The sequence below is a fragment of the Streptomyces sp. NBC_00490 genome, assembly GCF_036013645.1.
In the GTDB taxonomy this organism is placed as follows: Bacteria; Actinomycetota; Actinomycetes; order Streptomycetales; family Streptomycetaceae; genus Streptomyces; species Streptomyces canus_F.
In genome coordinates, this window is the sequence record NZ_CP107869.1 from 5,446,177 (window position 1) to 5,460,117 (window position 13,941).

A 13,941-nucleotide genomic window follows, 5' to 3' on the forward strand; every position below is an offset into this window, starting at 1 on the left:
CGCACAGACGGGCTCCTAGCGTCCGTGACGCGGGTTCAAGGGGATCCCATGGGGAAGCAAGGGGAACACAAAATGCGCAAACTGCTGCCGTTGATCAGGACGTCGTCGTCCGACGCGCACCCGGGCGGCCGCTCCGCCCTGACGTGCCTGTACCGGTGCGGCAACGCCTGCTTCCACGAGGTGCCCAACACCAGCGCCAACGAGTACGTCGGCGACGTGATCGCCGGTGCCGTCAGCCGGCGGTCGGTCATGCAGGCCGCCGCCGTCGTCACGGTCGCCGCGGCCGCCGGTTCCGCCACCGTCGCGGCGGCGCCGCAGGCCCACGCCGCCACCGACGCGACCGCCGCCTCGTACAAGCCCGGCAGCGGCAAGGCCGCCCGCGGGCTCCGTTTCACCCCGGTCGCGCCCAACACCGCCGACCAGGTCACCGTCCCGGACGGCTACGCCCAGAACGTGGTCGTCCGCTGGGGCGAGCCCATCCTGCGCGGTGCGCCCGCCTTCGACCCGGACAACCAGAGCGCCGCCGCCCAGGCCGGACAGTTCGGGTACAACAACGACTACCTGACCCTGCTCCCGCTGGGCCACGGCAAGCAGCTCCTCGTCGCCAACCACGAGTACACCGACGAGGTCCTGATGTTCCGCGGCTACGACGCCGCCGACCCCACCCGCGAGCAGGTCGAGATCGCCTGGGCGGCACACGGGCTGTCCGCGGTCGTGGTCGAGGAGAGCCGTAAGACCGGCAAGCTGACCGTCGTACCCCGCCATCCCCTCAACCGCCGGGTCACGGCCACCACCGAGTTCCGGCTCACCGGCCCGGCCGCCGGCTCCCACCTCCTGAAGACCTCCGCCGACCCGACGGGGACGAAGGTCCTCGGGACGCTCAACAACTGCTCGGGCGGGACGACCCCCTGGGGCACGAGCCTGCACGGCGAGGAGAACTTCAACCAGTACTTCGCCAACAGCAGCCGGGCCACCGACAAGCGGTACGGCATCGGGACGGGCGCGACCGAGCGCAAGTGGGAACGCTTCGACAAGCGGTTCGACGTCGCCCAGGAGCCCAACGAGGTCCACCGCTTCGGATACGTCGTCGAGTTCGACCCGTACGACCCGACCTCCACGCCCCGCAAGCACACCGCCCTGGGCCGCTTCAAGCACGAGGGCGCCACCGTCCGGCTCACCGGCGACGGGCGCCCCGTCGTCTACTCCGGTGACGACGAGCGCTTCGACTACTTCTACAAGTTCGTCAGCAGCAAGCGGATGAGGAGGGGGACGGGCCGCGCCGTCCGCGAGCACAATCTCTCGCTGCTGGACGAGGGCACGCTCTACGTCGCCAAGCTCACCGGCGACTCCCCCGCCATCGAGATCGACGGCACCGGCAAGCTGCCCTCCGACGGCGAGTTCGACGGCAGCGGCGAGTGGATACCGCTGGCCACCGCGACCGCCAAGGGCGCCGTCTCGCACGTCGACGGCATGAGCGCCGACGAGGTCTTCGTCTTCACCCGCCTCGCCGGTGACAAGGTCGGCGCGACCAAGATGGACCGGCCCGAGGACATCGAGCCGAACCCGCACACCGGCAAGGTGTACGTCGCCCTCACCAACAACACCAACCGCGGTGTCGGCGGCAACGCCCCGGCGGACGAGGCCAACCCGCGCAATGCCAACAAGCACGGCCAGATCCTGGAGCTGACCGAGCGCTGGAACCGGCCGGAGAGCACGAAGTTCGCCTGGCTCCTGTTCCTCGTCGCCGGTGACCCGGCCGACCCGGCCACCTACTTCGCCGGCTTCCCCAAGGACCGCGTCAGCCCCATCTCCTGCCCGGACAACGTCGCCTTCGACCCGCACGGCAACCTGTGGATCTCCACCGACGGCGCCCAGCTCGGCCACCACGACGGCCTCTTCGGCGTCGCGACCAAGGGCGACCGGCGCGGTGAGCTCAAGCAGTTCCTGACCATGCCGATCGGCGCCGAGACCTGCGGCCCGATCGTCCAGGACCGCCGTGTCCTGGTCTCCGTCCAGCACCCGGGCGAGATCAGCGGGGCGACGGTGGAGAACCCGGCGAGCGTCTGGCCCGACGGCCCGGGCCGGATCGTCCGCCCGGCGGTCGTGGCGGTGTGGCGCAAGGACGGCGACGACATCGGCGTCTGAGCGAGGCCCGGAGCGGCCGGAACCATGCGTTCCGGCCACCCGGGGACGAGAGCACCCGGGTGTTCAGTGCGGCGACGCGATCGCCCGGGCCGCCGCCACCTCCTGGCGCAACGGCTCCAGCACGCTCCCCGACGGCCCGGTCAGGTCGGTACGGACGGTGTAGAGCGTCTCGGCCTCCCGTACGCCCTGCGCCAGTTCCCGCAGTTGCAGGACCACTTGGGCGACCTCGGCGTCCGAGGGCAGGGCCGCTCCGTGCTTGGTGCGCACCCTCGCGGCCGTCGTCGCGTCGACGATCCGTTCCACGGCGACGACCAGCGGCCACCACGCGGCGGCCCGCCGCCCCGTCGGCGGGGGCTCGGTCAGGGCGCGCTGGAACTCCGTACGGATGACCGACAGGTCGCGGTACAGACCGCGGCGCATACGAGCCCGGGCCGGCGGATCCACGGCCTGCTCGCCGAAGGCGCACTCCACATAGCGCGCGGTGTCCGCCACCGCGTCCGCCAGCCGGTCGCCGACCCTGGTGTGCCAGCTCTCCGGCCAGAGCAGATAGCCCGCGACCAGGGCGATCGCACAGCCCATCAGCGAGTCCACCAGGCGGGGCAGGAGCAGACCGGTGCCCTGGTGGTTCAGCACGTCCGAGAGCAGCAGGATCACGGGGGTGATCGCCGCCGTCTGGTAGCCGTATCCGCGAGGGGTCAGTGCCGGGATCAGCGGGGCCAGGAGCAGCATCACGGGTACGTCCCACCAGCCCCGCGGCACCTGCGACAGGACCGCGGCGGCGAGCACCAGGCCCGCCACCGTGCCCAGGGCCCGCAGCAGCGCCCGCGAGAAGACCGAGCCGAAGTCCGGCTTCAGGACGAAGGTGATGGTCAGCGCCACCCAGTACGAGCGGGGCACCGGGATGATCGAGACCAGCACCTGGGCCACGCCGATGCAGAGCGCCAGGCGCAGGCCGTAGCGCCAGGAGGCCGCCGAGAGGGCCACGTCGCGGGCGGCCCGCGCGGCGCGGGTGCGCAACGCGGCCGGGCGGCCGAGGCGGTCGGCGATGGCGCGGGGGTCCACGTCGGGGGCCGCGACGACCTCGGCCGCGTGCCGCAGGGCGTGGTCGACTGCGCGGGTCGTCTCGGTCACGGCCACCGGCAGCCGGAGCCCTATGGGGCCCGTGTAGCCCGTCTCCACGGCCTGGGCGAGGTGACGTACCGCCTCCGGGACCTCCGCCGGGAGCGGCTTTCCCGTCAGGTGGGCCGCGGGGGCCGCCTCCACCACCGGGGTGATCGCGTTCAACTGGGCGAGGAGGCGGGTGAGTTCGGGGCTGCGGCCGTGGTGGCGGGCGCGACGGGCGAGGATGAGGTCGTACGACTGGTTCAGGGACTGCGTGACGGTCTGGCGGGCCTCGGCGTAGTCCGGGGTACCGCACGCCGTCAGCAGGTCGGCGACCGTCCGGTACGCCCCGGCCACCGCCGCCCGCTCCGGCACCCCCGACCTCAGCGGCCAGGCCAGCAGGGCGAGAACGAGGACGAGCAGGCCGCCGCCCGTCATCAGCACCGGCGCCAGCCACCACGGGCCCGGCATCGGCAGACCCGCTCCCACCACGGAGTTCAGCAACAGCAGCAGACCCGACACCGAGGCGACCGCGCCGATCGTCGAGATCATTCCGGACACGAGGGCCACGCCCGTGACCACGGCCACCGCCAGCCATCCCTGGCCGTACACCAGTGAACCCAGCGTCACCCCCACCGCGCCGAACAGCTGCGGGATCGCGATGTTGAGGATCCGCATCCGGTAGGCGTCGGCGGTGTCGCCGATGACGCCTGAGAGGGCGCCCATGGAGGCGAGGGCGCCGTACTCCGGCTCGCCCGCCGCCAGTCCGACGGCCAGCGGCAGGGCCATCGCGACGGCCGCGCGGGCCACGGCCGCCCGGTTGACGGGTGCGGGCTGGGTCTGGAGGTTCCGGACCAGCCAGTCGGGCGGTGTGAGGCCGATGCGGGACATGGGCCTATTCAACGTCATCCCCGCCTGTCACTTCCGCGCGTCACTCCCGCACGTGGTGGCCGGACGTCATGGGCGTACGTGCAGCGTGATCCCCACCAGCAGGGCCCGGTGGTCGGTGTCGGCCAGGTCCAGGAAGCGGGCCGTCTCCGCGGAGAAGTCCGGGGACAGCAGGACGTGGTCGATCTGCGCCCCGAGCGTCGGCGCGGTCCGGGCCGGCCAGCTCGGCGCGCGGTCGTCGCCGGCGAGCCGGGCGGCGTCGCGCAGCCCGGTGTCGAGGATGCGGCGGAAGGCGGCGTGGTCCTGGGAGGCGTTGAAGTCGCCGGCCAGCAGGGTCGTCCCGCCCGCCTGTTCCGCCGCGAAGTCCCGCAGTGCGCCCAGCTCATGCCGCCACACGTCCACCTGCCCGGGGAGCGGCGGCATCGGGTGCGCGAGCTGAAGCCGTACGGCGTGCCCGCGCACGTCGGCGACGGCTCCGGGCATCCCCATCGTGCCGGGGACCGGATCGGTGGCCTTCAGCGGAAACCGGCTGAGGACGACGGACCCCGCGGAGCCGCCGCCCTCGACGGCCCGCCGGTGCGGATAGGTGCCGCCCAGGGTCCGCTTCAGCTCGGCGTCGCAGGTGTACTCGCACTCCTGCACGAACACCAGCTCCGGCCTCTCCCGCCGTACGGCGTCGATCAGCGCCCCGGTGGCCTGCCCGAACTCCACGTTCGAGGTCAGCACCCGGAAGGAGGCGACCGCGGGCCCGCCCGGCTCGGTGGTCTTGCCGTACGGCTCGATGAACCAGGCCAGCAGTCCGAGCAGGGCGACGCCCCACACCGCACCCGGCCACCAGCGGGCGAGCAGGACGAGGGCCAGGCCGGCCGCGGTGGGCGCGACCAGCCAGGGCAGGAAGGCGAGGAACTGGGGGACGGGCGTGATCCCGTCGACGTCGGCGAGCCGGCACCCCATGACGACACTGACGACGACGAACAGCACGGTGGCGATCCGGATGCCGAGCCTGTGCCGTGCTCGCCGTTCCCGTCGTACGGGCCGTTCTTCGGTGCTGCTCACCGCTCCGAGACTAGGAGGACGCGTCCACCTTTGTCAGAAACTCCCCCAGCGCCTCGTTGAACTCCGCCGGCCGCTCCAGGTTGGGCATATGGGCGGCGCCCTCGATCACCACCAGGTGTGAGGAGGGCAGGGCCGCGTGCATCGCCTCCGCGTCGGCGACGGGGGTGTACGCGTCGTCCGTGCCCACGACGACCAGGGCGGGGACCGTGACGCGGGTGAGCAGGTCGCGGTAGTCGGGACGGGCGGCGCGGGCGCGCAGGGCCGCCGCGGCGCCCTGCGGGGAGGTGGCCGTCATCATGCGGTGGACGTGGGCCTTCACCTCGGCATCCGCGTACGGGGCGACCATCTTCTCCAGCACCTCGTCGGCGTAGCCCCGCAGGCCCTCCCGCAGCAGGCGGTCCGCCATGGCGTGCCGGACTTTGACGCCCTCGGGTGTCTCCGGCGCCGGGAACGTGTCGGCGAGGACCAGCCCCCGGACGCGTTCGGGGAACTGGCGGTAGCAGTCCATGACGATCTGGCCGCCCATGGAGAGGCCGGCCAACACGCATTCCCGTACATCCAGTTCGTCCAGCAGTTCTCGGATGTCCTGGGCGAACTGTTCGAAGCGCGTGACCTCGGGGACTCGTGGTGAGGTGCCGTAGCCGCGCAGGTCGGGGGTGATCACCTGACGGTCGGCGGAGAAGGCAGCGCGCTGCGGGTTCCACATCGTGTGGTCGAAGGGGTGGCCGTGGACCAGGACCAGAGGGACTGTCGCCATGACGTCGACCCTAGGCCGCCCCAACTCCTCGGTGCAATAAGATCTTTGCCCTCGGTGCAATCCCGAGAACGTACAGAGCAGTGACGCAAGAGGGGGACCCGTGGACGACTACCGGCGCATCGCCGACCGACTCGCCGACGACATCGCCGCCGGCCGGCTCAAACCCGGTGAACGGCTGCCGCCGCAACGGCAGTTCGCCCGGCGGCGCGGGATCGCCGGATCGACGGCGGGGCGGGTGTACGGCGAACTCGTGCGGCGGGGGCTGGTGGTGGGGGAGGTCGGACGCGGCACCTTCGTACGGGCCGCCCCGGCCGGGCCCGCCGGGCGGGCACTGACCGAGCAGGCGACCCGGGCGCCCGTGAACATGGAGCTCAACTACCCTTCCGCGCCCGGCCAGTCGGAGCTCCTCGCCCCCGTCCTCGAACCCCTGCTGCGCCCCGACGTCCTCGCCGAGGCGCTCCTCCCGGCCGCCGCCAACGGCACCGCGGCGGCGCGCGAGGCGGTGGCCGCACTCCTCGCGACCCCCGGCTGGCACCCCGACCCGGCCCAGGTGCTGTTCACCGGAAACGCCCGTCAGTCCATCGCCGCCACCCTCGCCTCCCTGGTCCGGCCGGGCGGCCGGGTGGGGGTCGAGTCGCTGACGTACCCCCTGGTCAAGGAGATCGCCGCGCGGCTGGGCATCACCCTGGTCCCGCTGGCCGTGGACGAGGACGGACCGCTGCCGCAGTCCATCGCCGCCGCCCATCGCACGGCCCCGCTGTCCGCGCTCTACCTCCAGCCGACGCTGCACAACCCGACCTCCCTGACGATGAGCTGGGACCGGCGCCGCGAGATCGCGCTCACCGTGGCCGACCTGAACCTCCCGGTCGTCGAGGACCGCATCTGGTCCTTCCTCCACCCGCACGCCCCCGACCCCCTCGCCGCCCACGCGCCCGGTCTCACCCACGTCGTCGACAGCCTGTCCAAGCGGGTCGCGCCGGGACTCACCGCCGGCTTCGTCGTCGTACCGAAGGACCGCCGCCACGCGGTGGCCGCGGCGATCCGCTCCGGCGGGTGGAGCGCGGGACGGTTCGCGCTGGAGGCGGCCGTCCGGCTGGTCGGGGCGGGGGTCGTCCAGCGGCTGGTGGAGGCCAAGCGGGCGGACGCGGCCATGCGGCAGCGGCTCGTCGCCCAGGAGCTCCACGGGTTCGTCGTACGGGCTCACCCGCAGGTCTACTACGCCTGGTGGGAGCTGCCCGCGCCCTGGCGTGCCGACACCTTCACGGCCGCCGCGGCGGCGCTCGGGATCGCCGTGACGCCCGGGCCCGCCTTCGCCGTCGACCCGAACCGGACGCCGGACGCGGTCAGGCTCGGGCTCGCGTCGGCCGCACCGCGGGATCTGGAACGGGCGCTGCGGACGCTTGCCGGCGTCGTGCGCAGACGGCCGTGAGCCAGGTGGCGCAGGCCGCGGTGAGGCCGAGGGCGACCAGCAGCCAGGAGACCGTGCGCAGGGTGACGGTGAGGGCGTCGTAGATGGCGCCGGCGGCGGGGCGGCGGGCCTCGTGCAGGTCGGAGAGGGTCAGATGGCGGCCGAGTGTCACCGCGAGGCCCAGGAACGCGCCGCCCAGCGCCGTGCCCAGCGAGGTCGCCGTGACCGCGCGGCGGCGGCAGGCGGCGACCGCGATGCCGGTGGCGGCGAGGGCCAGCGCGGTGACGGGGAGCCAGAATCCGGCGACCTCGAACGGCAGGTAGGGGTCGGCGAGTTGATGCCTGAGCCGGGGGAGCTGGGCATTTCTTCCGTAGGTCGCCCAGGCCGCGAGCACCCCGAACGGGACGAGCAGACAGGCCAGGGCGATCAGGGCGGCCGAGACGGCGTTGCGGAGGGGTGGGCGCACGGTTCCAGGCAAGGGCGCCGGGGGCGGGTGCGCGACCGGGGTGACTGCATACGGGTGCATGACGGCACCCCCGGCCGGGCTCTCCGGTGGAGGGTTCACCCGAACGGGTGTTTCCTGGATCTGGGGAGAAGGAGGCCGAATCCATGCGCACCACTCCGGCCCTGCGGACCCTGGCCGCGGCCCTGCTCACCGGCGGCACTCTGGCCGTCGCGGCAGCGGGCACCACGGCAGCAGCCGCCGCCCCGCCGACTTATGCCGACGGGCATGGCGGTGGCGGATCCGGCGGTCCGATCTGGGGCACCATCGTCTCCGGCGTCGACCTCAATGTGAGAGCCGCGCCCACCACTCACTCGCCCGTCGTCGCACAGCTCTCGCCGTGGAGCCAGGACCGCGTGGACTGCAAGGTCCAGGGGCAGCGAGTCAACGGCAATCGGTACTGGTACTGGCTCGAGGGCGCCCAGGGCTGGGCCAGCGCCGTCTTCGTCGACACCGGCGGTCGCCCGGTGCCGAACTGCGCCGATCCGTGTCCCGAGTGGAAGGACGGGGCCTGGAGCAACTGGGACGACCCGTACTGGAACGACTCGTGGAGCGCGTCGGGGTCCGGAACCTGGAGTTTCTCCGGCTCGTGGAGCTGGAGTGCCACCGGGTCCTCGGCGGACGCCTGGGACATGTTCCCGGGCGGTGGGTGAGAGAGGGAAGACGAAGGGGCCCGGCAGCGGCTGCCGGGCCCCTTCGCCGAGGTCACGCGGGGTCAGCGCAGACGGTTTCCGGCCCCGTCCTCGCGGGTGTAGTAGCGGTAGAAGAACACGCCGAAGACGCCCGCCGTGACCACCAGGCCCAGGACCGCGGACCGCAGCACGCTCTCGCCGGTCTGGCTGTAGAGGAAGCCGACCGCCGCGCCCGCGAAGGCGGACTTCACCAGAGAGTGCAGCTCGCGCTTGAGCAGCGGCGCGAACGTCGCCACCGCGAGGCACAGCACGATGAACGTGAGCGCGGTCACGAAGCCGAACAGGATGTTCCAGCCGGTGATCTCGCCGCCGCCGCGGCGGTTGGCCGCGGCCCAGTAGCCGTAGACCAGGCCGAGGACGACGGGGATGCCGAACCGCGCCGCCCTGTGGACCCGCTCGCTGAAGACATCGGGCGTCCCACGGGTGATTCCGCGGGACGCGGGTGCCGCATGAGCCATGAGAGGACTCCTCTCTCTCGCCCCCGGATTGCCCCCGGACTCCAGAGCACACCTGGGAGGAGGCGCTGGCAAGTCGGCGGAAGGGAGTATCCGGCACCGGATGGCGACCCCGGGCGCCCCGTGCTTCGCTGAACGGCATGAAGGGCGACGTCCGCAGCCGCGGCGAGCTGCTGCGGGTCCGCGGCCACAGCGTCGCCTGGGTGCCGCCGCTGCTGCTGCTCATCGGCATCACGGTGATCGACTTCAACACGGCCGGCGAGTTCCGGATGATCAGCTGGGTCGTGCTGGTGCCCGGTATCGCCGCCGCGATCTGCGGGGTGTGGGGCACCGCGGTCTTCGCCGTGCTCGCGCAGCTGAACTATGTTCTCGCGGACACCTCGTACCCGAACCGGTACCAGAGCGGACTGCCCGACTTCATCCTCGTCGGCGTCGGCGGCGTCCTCGCCGTGCTGGCCTGCGCGGTCCGGCTGCGCGGTGAGCGGCTGATGCTGCACATGCGGGACATCGCCGACACCACGCGCCGCACGGTGCTGCGCCCGATCCCCGCGGACTGGGGCGGTCTGGAGCACGCGGCGGTCTATCTCGCCTCCGACGTGGAGGCCCGGGTCGGCGGCGACTTCTTCGACATCCAGCCCGGTCCGCACGGCACCCGGGTCCTCGTCGGCGACGTCCAGGGCAAGGGCCTCGGCGCGGTGGAGGCGGCCGCGGCGCTGCTCGGTACGTTCCGCGAGGCCGGGTACCACGAGGCCGACCTCACGACGGTCGCGGAGCGCCTGGAGGTACGGATGGTGCGGCACCGCGGGCACATCAAGGCGCTCGGTCGGGGCGGCGGCGACGGAAACCGTTTCGCCACGGCGGTGCTGCTCGGCTTCCCCGACGACGACACCGGCGCCGTCGACGCCGTCGTCTTCGGTCATGAACCCCCGCTGGTCGTCGGCCCCGGCGGCGTACGGCACCTGCCGCCCGGCGAGGCGCTCCCGCTCGGGCTCGGCGAACTCGCCCCCGGCGGCCCGCCCCCGGTGCTGCGGGTGCCCCTGGCGCCCGGTGAGACCCTGCTGCTGACCACGGACGGCGTGACCGAGGCCCGTGACCCGGGCGGCCTCTTCTACCCGCTCGCCGCCGAGGTCGCCGACGCCGTCGCCGCCGATCCGCGCATCGCCGAACCGCACCGTCTGGTCGCGTTCGTGCGCGACGGCACACTGCGGCACTGCGGGGGACGGCTGGCCGACGACACCACGGTGTTCGCGGTACGGCGGCCGGTGGGCAGTCCGTCAGGAAAGGGACGTTCGCCGTCCTGAGGTCCACCTTCGCAGCCGCAGCGGTTACGGTGCTGCCGTACGTGATCGACGGGGGATGGGGAGGGACCGATGCCCGGAACCGTGCTGCTGCTGGCCGCCGCACCGGCGGGCCGGGGGTGTTTGGTCGACGCGGCCTCCGTGCTCCCGGTCCTCGCCGCCGTACCGCCCGCCGTCCTGTCCGGCACGGACACGGCCAACGTGGTCGAGCTCGCGGACCCGGTGGAGCCCCAGGCGGTCCTGACCCGGCTGCGTGCCGCCGCGGCGGCCCCCGGCCCGCTCACCGTGTTCCTCACCGGCCAGCTCCAGCTGGACCGCCGCCAGCACCTGCCCCACCTCGCGCTGGCCCGCACCACCCCCTCGACGGTCCGCTACACCGCCTTCCCCTGGCACTGGTTCCGGGACGAGCTGCGGCTGCGTCCGGCCGGCGCCACGACCTTCGTGCTCGATCTGCACGCCGACCAGGAGACCTGGGAGTGGCTGCGGACCAACCCCCTGGACACGGGCCGCAACAACGCCGTCCACGGTCGGATCGCCCCGCCGCCGTCCCGGCGCACGGTGTCGACGCCCGCGTACATGAAGGCCGTCGCGACGATCCTGCGCAGTGGACACCGGCCCCCGCTGGAGGAGTTGCACCAGCAGGCGCTGAGCCGGACCCCGCAGGAGGGCCTGGGACACGTCCTGAGCGCGCGGGGGCCCGCCGCGGGCGACCCGCACGCGCTGATCTCGGCCGCCGTCGCGGCCCGGCGGCACGGGGACGCCGACTCGCTGGCCGCGCATCACGAGCTGACCGCCGTACGCGCGCACGGTCCTGCCTCCGAGGAGGCGCTGCACTGGAGTGAGGTCCGGGCGGATCTGGCGATGTTCGCCGGGGACCCGGCGCGCAGTTGCCGGGCCTGGCTGTCCGTGGCCACCACGCGGCTGGCCGCGGGCCAGGCCCCGGACGCGCCCGCCGTGGAGGCCGCCGCCGACCGGGCCCACCATCAGTGGGGGCGGATCGACGACCCGGCGCGGGCCCGGGAACTCGGGCCCGCGCTGGCCGATCTGAGGGCGCGGGTGCCAGGGCGCCGCGAGGGCGCCCTGGACCATGTGCACCGGCAGCTGGGCCGGCTCCAGACGATCAGCTCGTGAAGATGAAGTACTTCCACGCGCCGTGCGTCGTCGAGTTCACGGTGTCGCCCGACGAGGAGTTGATGTACGAGGAGCGGACCCGCATCCGGTAGCCCGTCTCGTGCTCACCGGTGAGCTGCACCTTCGAGACGCCCGAGGAGCCCAGCGCGAAGTACTCCGAGCCGAGGTCGTACCACGTGCCGTCGTAGTAGAACTCGAACTCCATGCGCTGCCTGCGGTCCGGGTACGCCGTCATCGTGGTCGTGAACAGCGGGTTCGTGGACTTCTTGAAGTAGTAGTAGGTGTGGCCCCACGTGTACTTCGTCTTGTAGTGCCTGCTGACGGCCGTCGACACCTTCACCTTGGCGCCGACCGTGCTCGACACCGTCTTCGGCGCGTACCGGGCGTCGCCCGCGAACTTCGCCGTGACCTTGGTGTCCCGCTTCAGGTCGAGGGTGACGGACAGGTTGCCGCTGGAGTTGACCGTGCCGGACTTCACCAGCTTGTTGGCCTTGTCCCCGCCGAACGGGTCGGCCCAGATCTCCACCTTGCGGTTCTTGTACGTCGTACCGAGGTGCGCGGTGAACTTGACGTCCTGGCCGTACGAGTAGACCTTGCCGTTGTTGTTCAGCGTCAGGGTCGTCTTGGCGCGGGAGACGGCGACGCTGTCGGAGCCGGTGCCGGCCGCGTGGTCGGCGTCACCGGCGTACTTCAGCGTGTACGTGACCTTGCCGCCGACCGTCGGGGTGTCGGTGAAGGAGTACGTGCCGTCGGACTTCACCGTCACCGCGGGGAGCGCCTTGCCGGAGGTGTTCTCCAGGTCGGTGCGGGTCGCCGTGAGCTTGATGCCGGCGGGCAGCGCGACCTTGGAGGAGATCTTGCCCTTGACGGTGAGCTGCTTGGCGCGGGTGGCGGTGTCCGGTGCGGTGACCGTGATGGCGGTCGTCGCCTTGGTGGGGGCGTTCAGGACGCGCAGCCGGTAGACGCCGTCGTAGTTGGACGACACCGCGAACAGCCGGGAGGCGTCCGGCGCCCAGCCCAGGCCCCGGTCGACGAGCAGGTCGGCGTTGCCGCCGCTGCTGGTGGACGGGAAGTCGTACTCCCGCACCGAGGTGGCGGAGCCCGGCTTGAACACGTACACGTCCGGCTCGTACGCCCCGTCGATGCCGGCCGCGACCGAGCCGTCGGGCGCGATGTCGACGGCGTTCGGGTAGGCGTCGGTCGGGTACTTGCCGTCGGCCGTCAGGTCGGAGGTCTTGTAGACCGCCTGGTAGTACGGCGCCCCGCTGGCCACGACCACGTGCTGCCCGTCGGGCGTGAGGGCGAGGTCGCGCATGTTGCCGCCCTCGACGTCACTGTGGGCGGTACGGGTGAGGGCGCCCGAGGAGGTGTCGTAGACGGCCAGTTCGGACGGGCTCTGCACCGGCATGCCCGCGACGATCCTGCCGGGCGCGCCCGGGCTGGTGTCCAGCATCGGGGCGGCGCCGAACCAGGTGTTGTCGGTCTCCTGGTCCAGGGCCACCGGGTGCTCCGGGGCGGCGAGGTCGACGTAGCCGATGTCGCCCGGGTAGCCGAACCACAGCCGGTCGCCGTCCAGGGCCGGGTACTTGGGGTCGGTGGAGGTGCCCACCGGGTAGCGGGCGGACTCGGTGGCGGTCGCCGTGTCGAAGGCGACGATCGCGTCGGTGCCGCCCGGCACCGCCGCGTACAGGGTGCCCGAGTCCGCGGACAGTTCGAGTCCGGTGACGCCGGGCAGCGACGTGAGCTGCTTGACGACCGTCCCGGCGTAGTCGGTGACGACGATCTTGCCGTTGCTCGGGTCGCTGACGAAGACCCGCTGGTGGACCCCGTCCACCACGACGTCGCCGACGGACTTGACCGGCAGGATCTTGGCCGAGTCCGCGGACGCCGGCGTGGCGGTCAGGACCGCCGAGCTGAAGAGGACCGCCAACGTGGTGGCGGCCGTGAGGGAGCGCATGCGCACTTCTGGTTCGAACCCCCCGGTACGAAAGTGGAGGCCCACGCGCACAGCCATGTGTGGAACCTGTGGGGCGCGTGTGGCGAGTGAGCGAAGAGTAAGTCATGCCACCGACAACGTCGGCACAGGGGTCCCGTACAAACCCTCCCGTGCACACAACTCCGCTGCCATGATGGTGAGTTATGGCTGAGGGGGATGGAGTGGCCGACCAAGGCATACGCGTACGGCTGGACGGGACCGCGAGCGAGAGCGACATCGACGCCCTGCGCAAGTGGCTGGAGCGGGAGCAGCGGCTCGACGAGCGGGTGCGCGCCGGCGAGCTGCAGATCCTGGAGCGGCCGCGGACCGACGAGTCCGGCACCCCGATGGGCATCGGCATGGACATCGTCGTGGCGATGGCGGGCGGCGCGGGGGCCGCGCTCTGCAAGGAGCTGCTGGAATACGTCAGACGATCGGTGGAGGAGTGGCGGGACGTCCGCCGGGGCGTGGAGAACGGGGATCCGCCCACGGGTCGCGTCGACATCGTGGACCTCCACGACGACAGGTAGGCC

The 13,941-nt window shown here is 72.5% G+C and carries 12 protein-coding genes; 6 read left to right on the forward strand and 6 right to left on the reverse strand.

Annotation, left to right across the window (positions count from 1 at the left end; all coding sequences use genetic code 11):
- Positions 1–72: 72 nt before the first annotated feature.
- Positions 73–2,145 carry a PhoX family protein gene (locus OG381_RS24735; protein WP_327722546.1) on the forward strand — a complete coding sequence of 691 codons (2,073 nt, stop codon included), beginning with the start codon at positions 73–75 and terminating at the stop codon, positions 2,143–2,145.
- A gap of 63 nt (positions 2,146–2,208) precedes the next feature.
- Here the strand turns inward: OG381_RS24735 and OG381_RS24740 are convergent, their stop codons facing one another.
- The 3 genes from OG381_RS24740 to OG381_RS24750 form a co-directional block, all read right to left on the reverse strand.
- Positions 2,209–4,137: an FUSC family protein gene (locus OG381_RS24740; RefSeq protein WP_327718243.1), complete on the reverse strand. Its 1,929-nt coding sequence runs from the start codon at positions 4,135–4,137 to the stop codon at positions 2,209–2,211.
- Positions 4,138–4,203: 66 nt separating this feature from the next.
- Positions 4,204–5,130, reverse strand: coding sequence for an endonuclease/exonuclease/phosphatase family protein (locus OG381_RS24745; protein ID WP_327722547.1), 927 nt, complete (start codon positions 5,128–5,130; stop codon positions 4,204–4,206).
- A gap of 70 nt (positions 5,131–5,200) precedes the next feature.
- Positions 5,201–5,947 carry an alpha/beta fold hydrolase gene (locus tag OG381_RS24750; protein WP_327718244.1) on the reverse strand — a complete coding sequence of 249 codons (747 nt, stop codon included), beginning with the start codon at positions 5,945–5,947 and terminating at the stop codon, positions 5,201–5,203.
- A 100-nt stretch (positions 5,948–6,047) separates the two neighbouring features.
- Here OG381_RS24750 and OG381_RS24755 point away from each other — a divergent pair, with 100 nt between their 5' ends.
- Positions 6,048–7,376 carry an aminotransferase-like domain-containing protein gene (locus OG381_RS24755; protein WP_327718246.1) on the forward strand — a complete coding sequence of 443 codons (1,329 nt, stop codon included), beginning with the start codon at positions 6,048–6,050 and terminating at the stop codon, positions 7,374–7,376.
- Here OG381_RS24755 and OG381_RS24760 read toward each other — a convergent pair.
- Positions 7,291–7,821 carry a hypothetical protein gene (locus OG381_RS24760; protein ID WP_327718247.1) on the reverse strand — a complete coding sequence of 177 codons (531 nt, stop codon included), beginning with the start codon at positions 7,819–7,821 and terminating at the stop codon, positions 7,291–7,293. The genes OG381_RS24755 and OG381_RS24760 overlap by 86 nt on opposite strands.
- Before the next feature lie 143 nt (positions 7,822–7,964).
- On the opposite strand from OG381_RS24760, the gene OG381_RS24765 reads away from it, so the two are divergent.
- Positions 7,965–8,510: an SH3 domain-containing protein gene (locus OG381_RS24765; protein WP_327718248.1), complete on the forward strand. Its 546-nt coding sequence runs from the start codon at positions 7,965–7,967 to the stop codon at positions 8,508–8,510.
- 62 nt (positions 8,511–8,572) lie between these two features.
- Here OG381_RS24765 and OG381_RS24770 read toward each other — a convergent pair whose 3' ends face one another.
- Complete coding sequence (locus OG381_RS24770; RefSeq protein WP_327718249.1) at positions 8,573–9,007, reverse strand: hypothetical protein; 435 nt, start codon at positions 9,005–9,007, stop codon at positions 8,573–8,575.
- Positions 9,008–9,144: 137 nt separating this feature from the next.
- Here OG381_RS24770 and OG381_RS24775 point away from each other — a divergent pair, with 137 nt between their 5' ends.
- Positions 9,145–10,305 carry a PP2C family protein-serine/threonine phosphatase gene (locus OG381_RS24775; RefSeq protein ID WP_327718250.1) on the forward strand — a complete coding sequence of 387 codons (1,161 nt, stop codon included), beginning with the start codon at positions 9,145–9,147 and terminating at the stop codon, positions 10,303–10,305.
- A gap of 69 nt (positions 10,306–10,374) precedes the next feature.
- Positions 10,375–11,433: a hypothetical protein gene (locus OG381_RS24780; RefSeq protein ID WP_327718251.1), complete on the forward strand. Its 1,059-nt coding sequence runs from the start codon at positions 10,375–10,377 to the stop codon at positions 11,431–11,433.
- Here the strand turns inward: OG381_RS24780 and OG381_RS24785 are convergent.
- Positions 11,423–13,390, reverse strand: a complete 1,968-nt coding sequence (locus OG381_RS24785) for an Ig-like domain repeat protein (protein ID WP_327718253.1) — start codon at positions 13,388–13,390, stop codon at positions 11,423–11,425. The two genes, OG381_RS24780 and OG381_RS24785, sit on opposite strands and share 11 nt — an antisense overlap.
- Positions 13,391–13,590: 200 nt before the next feature.
- Between OG381_RS24785 and OG381_RS24790 the strand changes: the two genes are divergently transcribed.
- Positions 13,591–13,938: an effector-associated constant component EACC1 gene (locus OG381_RS24790; protein WP_327718254.1), complete on the forward strand. Its 348-nt coding sequence runs from the start codon at positions 13,591–13,593 to the stop codon at positions 13,936–13,938.
- The last annotated feature ends 3 nt before the right edge of the window (positions 13,939–13,941 follow it).

Excerpts from the sequence above, each read along its gene's own strand:
- OG381_RS24780 (WP_327718251.1), top strand. The coding sequence starts at position 10,375 with ATGCCCGGAACCGTGCTGCTGCTGGCCGCCGCACCGGCGGGCCGGGGG.
- OG381_RS24770 (WP_327718249.1), bottom strand. The coding sequence starts at position 9,007 with ATGGCTCATGCGGCACCCGCGTCCCGCGGAATCACCCGTGGGACGCCC.
- OG381_RS24765 (WP_327718248.1), top strand. The coding sequence starts at position 7,965 with ATGCGCACCACTCCGGCCCTGCGGACCCTGGCCGCGGCCCTGCTCACC.
- OG381_RS24750 (WP_327718244.1), bottom strand. The coding sequence starts at position 5,947 with ATGGCGACAGTCCCTCTGGTCCTGGTCCACGGCCACCCCTTCGACCAC.
- OG381_RS24785 (WP_327718253.1), bottom strand. The coding sequence starts at position 13,390 with ATGCGCTCCCTCACGGCCGCCACCACGTTGGCGGTCCTCTTCAGCTCG.
- OG381_RS24775 (WP_327718250.1), top strand. The coding sequence starts at position 9,145 with ATGAAGGGCGACGTCCGCAGCCGCGGCGAGCTGCTGCGGGTCCGCGGC.
- OG381_RS24735 (WP_327722546.1), top strand. The coding sequence starts at position 73 with ATGCGCAAACTGCTGCCGTTGATCAGGACGTCGTCGTCCGACGCGCAC.
- OG381_RS24740 (WP_327718243.1), bottom strand. The coding sequence starts at position 4,137 with ATGTCCCGCATCGGCCTCACACCGCCCGACTGGCTGGTCCGGAACCTC.